Source organism: Pseudomonas sp. PA27(2017) (genome assembly GCF_001945445.1).
In the GTDB taxonomy this organism is placed as follows: Bacteria; Pseudomonadota; Gammaproteobacteria; order Pseudomonadales; family Pseudomonadaceae; genus Aquipseudomonas.
This window is the reverse complement of record NZ_MSXW01000035.1, coordinates 1-6,330: the sequence shown is the minus strand read 5'-3', so window position 1 is coordinate 6,330 and position 6,330 is coordinate 1. Positions and strand designations below refer to the sequence as shown.

1 protein-coding gene is annotated in these 6,330 nt (G+C 60.1%); it reads left to right on the top strand.

Annotated features, from left to right (window positions below; all coding sequences use genetic code 11):
• On the top strand, positions 1–6,330 hold a 6,330-nt coding region (locus tag BVH06_RS16685), incomplete at both ends, for an Ig-like domain-containing protein (RefSeq protein WP_139315668.1).

The window sequence follows — 6,330 nt, the reverse complement described above, 5'->3', positions numbered from 1 at the left end:
GTCAGCAGATCCCGGTTACCGGCACTGTCGGTGGCGATGCCAAAGTGGGCGATACCGTCACCCTGACCGTCAATAGCAAGGAGTTCACCGGTTCGGTCGTTACCAATCCAAATGGCACGCTCGGTTTCAGCATCAACGTCCCAGGCGCTGATCTGGTCGCCGATGCCGGCAAGACCGTAACTGCAAGTATCTCGACCACAGATGCCGCCGGCAACGTCGGCACTGCGACAGACACCGAAGGCTACAGCGTCGACGTCACCGCACCGGTGCCGACCATTACGCTGGACGCCAATATCACCGCCGACGACGTGATCAACAGCACCGAAGCCACACAGCAAATCCCGGTTACCGGTACCGTCGGTGGCGATGCCAAAGTGGGCGATACCGTCACCCTGACCGTCAATGGCAAGGAGTTCACCGGTTCGGTCGTTACCAATCCAAATGGCACGCTCGGTTTCAGCATCGACGTCCCAGGCGCTGACTTGGTCGCGGACGCTGGCAAAACCATCACCGCCAGCATCAGCACTACCAACGCAGCAGGCAATGTCGGTACGGCCACGGATAGCGAAGGCTATAGCGTCGACGTCACCGCCCCAGTTCCGACCATCACGCTGGACGCCAACATCACTGCCGATGACGTAATCAACATCGCCGAGGCGAGTCAGCAAATTCCGGTCACTGGCACCGTGGGTGGCGATGCGAAGGTCGGTGACACTGTCACCCTCACTGTGAACGGCAAGACCTTCACGGGTCAGGTTCAGGCGAACAACACCTTCAGCATCAACGTTCCAGGCGCTGATCTAGTCGCCGATGCCGGCAAGACCATCAATGCCAGCATCAGCACCACCGATGCCGCAGGCAACGTGGGTAGCGCAGCTACGTCTGAGGGCTATAGCGTCGACGTCACCGCTCCGGTGCCAACCATCACCCTCGACGCCAACATTACCGCTGATGACGTGATCAACAGTACCGAAGCCACGCAGCAAATCCCGGTTACCGGTACCGTCGGTGGCGATGCCAAAGTCGGTGACACCGTCACTTTGACCGTTAACGGTAAAACCTTCACGGGTCAGGTTCAGGCGAACAACACTTTCAGCATCAACGTCCCAGGCGCTGATCTGGTCGCCGATGCCGGCAAGACCATCAATGCCAGCATCAGCACCACCGATGCCGCCGGCAACGTCGGCACTGCGACAGACACCGAAGGCTATAGCGTCGACGTCACCACACCCGTGCCGACCATTACGCTCGATGCCAACATCACCGCTGATGACGTGATCAACAGCACCGAAGCCACGCAGCAAATCCCGGTTACCGGTACCGTCGGTGGCGATGCGAAGGTCGGTGATACTGTCACCCTCACTGTGAACGGCAAGACCTTCACGGGTCAGGTTCAGGCGAACAACACCTTCAGTATCAACGTTCCAGGCGCTGATCTCGTGGACGATGCGGGCAAAACCATTAATGCCAGTATCTCCACCACTGATGCGGCAGGCAACGTGGGCACGGCAGTTACGTCCGAAGGCTACAGCGTTGACGTCACAGCCCCAGTTCCGACCATCACGCTGGACGCCAACATCACTGCCGATGACGTGATCAATATTGCCGAGTCCGGTCAGCTGATCCCGGTAACCGGCACCGTCGGCGGCGACGCCAAGGTTGGTGACACCGTTACCCTGACCGTCAACGGTAAGGATTTCACCGGTGCTGTCGTGGCTAATCCCAATGGCACCTTGGGTTTCAGCATCAACGTCCCAGGCGCTGACTTGGTCGCGGACGCTGGCAAAATCATCACCGCCAGCATCAGCACTACCGACGCAGCAGGCAATGTCGGTACGGCCACGGATAGCGAAGGCTACAGCGTCGATGTCACAGCACCAGTCCCGACCATTACGCTCGATGCCAATATCACCGCCGATGACGTAATTAACATTGCCGAGTCCGGTCAGCTGATCCCGGTAACCGGCACCGTCGGCGGCGACGCCAAGGTTGGTGACACCGTTACCCTGACCGTCAACGGTAAGGATTTCACCGGTGCTGTCGTGGCTAATCCCAATGGCACCTTGGGTTTCAGCATCAACGCCCCCGGCGCTGACTTGGTCGCGGACGCTGGCAAAATCATCACCGCCAGCATCAGCACTACCGACGCAGCAGGCAATGTCGGTACGGCCACGGATAGCGAAGGCTACAGCGTCGATGTCACAGCACCAGTCCCGACCATTACGCTCGATGCCAACATCACTGCCGATGACGTAATCAACATTGCCGAGTCGAGTCAGCAGATTCCGGTAACCGGCACCGTCGGTGGCGATGCCAAAGTGGGCGATACCGTCACTCTGACCGTTAACGGCAAGGAGTTCACCGGTCAGGTTCAGGCCGACAAAACCTTCAGCATCAATGTTCCCGGCGCAGACCTCGTTGCTGACACCGGCAAGACGATCACCGCCAGCATCAGCACCACCGATGCCGCCGGCAACGTCGGCACTGCGACAGACACCGAAGGCTATAGCGTCGACGTCACCGCACCGGTGCCGACCATTACGCTGGACGCCAATATCACCGCCGACGATGTGATCAACAGCACCGAAGCCACACAGCAAATCCCGGTTACCGGTACCGTCGGTGGCGATGCCAAGGTTGGCGATACCGTCACCCTCACAGTGAATGGTAAGAACTTCACCGGCCTGGTGACCAATGCCAACGGCACCCTTGGTTTCAGCATCAACGTACCAGGCGCTGATCTGGTCGCCGATGCCGGCAAGACCATCAATGCCAGCATCAGCACCACCGATGCCGCCGGCAACGTCGGCACTGCAACAGACACCGAAGGCTATAGCGTCGACGTCACGGCCCCAGTTCCGACCATCACGCTGGACGCCAATATCACCGCCGACGACGTGATCAACATCGCCGAGTCCGGTCAGCAGATCCCGGTAACCGGCACCGTCGGCGGTGACGCCAAGGTCGGTGACACCGTCACCCTGACCGTCAATGGCAAGGAGTTCACTGGTTCGGTCGTTGCCAACCCAAATGGCACGCTGGGCTTTAGCATTAATGTGCCCGGAGCCGATCTGGCCGCTGATGGCGATCGCACCATCGACGCCAGCGTCAGAACCATCGATGCCGCAGGCAACGTTGGTGTTGGTATCGATACCGAAAGCTATCGCGTCGACATCACGCCGCCTGCAGCGGCAATCGATATCGTCAAGATTTCCGAAGACACGGGAACTCCCGGGGACTTCATCACCCGTGACAGCACCCTGACCATAAGCGGTACGGTCGGCCCTCTGGGCGCCGGCGAAAAAGCGCAGATCAGCGTGGACGGCGGCAGCACCTGGACGAACCTGACCGTCAGCAACGGCAACTGGGATTACGCGGATGGCCGCACTCTCTCGCTGGGTGATCACACCTATCAGGTTCGCGTCATCGACGATGCGGGTAACGTGGGCTCCACCGACACCCAGAAAGTCACCATCATCGCCAACCAGGATCCGGTTGCGGTTAACGACCCTGGCATGGCTGCCGGGCTCACCGGCCAGTATTACGCCTACCACGAAGGGGCGAACCTGGATGGGGCGAACCTGACCTCCCTGGCTCAGGTGCGCGCCTTTATCGCCGCCAACTCGCCTGATGCCGCCTTCGTGGCGAAGAACATCAACTACAGCCTGAGTGGTGGTGACCTCGGCGGTAATAACAATCTGCAATCATTCCTGGGCTCTGACGCGGCATCGTTGAACGTCGACCCGGAAAACAGCAGTGACGCGATCATCAGACTCAGCGGCACTTTGCAATTGCAGGCAGGTAACTACCAGTTCCAGGTCAGGGCGGACGACGGCTACAGCATCTCGATCGATGGTGTGATCGTCTCGAGGTTCGACGGTAACCAGTCGCCAAGCACCAATAGTGGCTCGTTCACCATCAGTGAACCCGGCGCGCATACCATCGAGATCATCTACTGGGATCAGGGCGGCCAAGCCGTACTGCAACCCACGCTGAGTTTCGCTGGTGGCCCTTATCAGCCGCTGGGCAACTACTCTCCGGCCCAGGCCAACCCTGCGCTGGTAACCGGGCACGACAATGCCTTGACGATCTCCCAGGCAACCCTGCTCGCCAACGACAGCGACGCGGACGGTGACAGCCTGCGTATCGTCGGCGTGGACAATCCCAAGCATGGCACCGTTACGCTGAACGACAACGGCACCATCACCTTCACACCCGCAAGCAATTACTACGGCCCCGCTTCGTTCAGCTACACCGTCAGCGATGGCAATGGTGGAACCAGCAAAGCCACGGTTACGGTGAACGTAACGGGCGACGCGGCTGCGAGTATCGGCGCGGTCAGCAACGCCGTGGACAGCACCGGGAGCCAGGTGGACGAAGGCGACAGCGCCGTATTCACCGTCAACCTGAGCACTGCCAGCCTAACCACCACGACCTTCAGCCTGGCGCTGAATGCTGGTACCGCAACAGCGGGCAGTGATTACAACGGCACGCTGACCAACCAGAGCTTCAGCAACGGCGTTACTTACAATGCTGCCAATGGAACCGTCACCGTGCCCGCGGGCGTTTCCAGCTTCACCGTCACCGTGCCGACGATCAATGACAGCGTCTTCGAGCCGACCGAAAGCTTCAGCCTGACCGTTGGCGGCAAAACCGGTACCGCGACCATTTTCGACAATGATGCCGCTCCAGCTATCAATACCGTCAGCGCTGCAGTTGACAGTAATGGCGGCCAAGTCGACGAAGGCGACAATGCCGTCTTTACCGTCAACCTGAACAATGCCAGCAGCACGCCGACCACGTTCAGCCTGGCGCTGAATGCCGGTACCGCAACGGCTGGCAGTGACTACAACGGCACGCTGACCAACCAAAGCTTCAGCAACGGCGTGACCTACAACGCTGCCAACGGAACCGTTACCGTGCCGGCGGGCGTCACCAGCTTCACGGTTACCGTGCCGACGATCAATGACACCGTTTTCGAGCCAACTGAAACCTTCAGCCTGACCGTAGGTGGCAAGACTGGTACCGCGACCATCATCGATAACGACGCAGCGCCGACTGTCAGTACCGTCAGCTCGGCTGTCGACAGCACCGGCGGCCAGGTCGATGAAGGTGACAACGCCGTGTTCACCGTCAACCTCACCAACGCCAGCAGCACGCCGACTACGTTTAGCCTGGCGTTGAACGCGGGCACCGCGACGGCGGGTAGTGACTACAACGGCACGCTCACCAACCAGAGCTTCAGCAATGGCGTGACCTATAACGCCGCTACTGGCCAGGTTACCGTCCCGGCTGGCGTCACCAGCTTCAGCGTCACGGTGCCGACGATCAACGACACCGTCTTCGAGCCGACCGAAACCTTTACGCTGACTGTCGGTGGCAAGACCGGTACGGCCACGATCATCGACAACGATACAGCGCCGACTGTCAGCACCGTCAGCTCGGCTGTGGACAGCACCGGCGGCCAGGTCGATGAAGGTGACAACGCCGTGTTCACCGTCAACCTCACCAATGCCAGCAGCACGCCGACCACCTTCAGTCTCGCGCTGAATGCGGGCACCGCAACGGCGGGTAGTGACTACAACGGCACACTGACCAACCAAAGCTTCAGCAATGGCGTGACCTATAACGCCGCTAACGGAACCGTTACCGTGCCAGCGGGCGTCACCAGCTTCACCGTCACCGTTCCCACGCTCGACGACACCGTCTTCGAGCCGACCGAAAGCTTCAGCCTGACCGTAGGTGGCAAAACCGGCACTGCGACCATCATCGACAACGATACGGCGCCTACCGTTAGCACCGTCAGCTCGGCGGTCGACAGCACCGGTGGGCAAGTGGATGAAGGTGACAACGCCGTCTTCACCGTCAACCTGAGCAACGCCAGCAGCACGCCGACTACGTTTAGCCTGGCGTTGAATGCCGGTACCGCAACGGCTGGCAGTGACTACAACAGCACGCTCACCAACCAAAGCTTCAGCAACGGCGTGACCTACAACGCCGCCAACGGAACCGTCACCGTGCCGGCGGGCGTCACCAGCTTCACGGTTACGGTGCCGACCATCAATGACACCGTTTTCGAGCCAACTGAAACCTTCAGCCTGACCGTAGGTGGCAAGACCGGTACCGCGACCATCATCGACAACGATGCAGCGCCTACCGTTAGCACCGTCAGTTCGGCTGTCGACAGCACCGGCGGCCAGGTCGATGAAGGTGACAACGCCGTGTTCACCGTCAACCTCACCAATGCCAGCAGCACGCCGACCACCTTCAGTCTCGCGCTGAATGCGGGCACCGCAACGGCGGGTAGTGACTACAACGGCACACTGACCA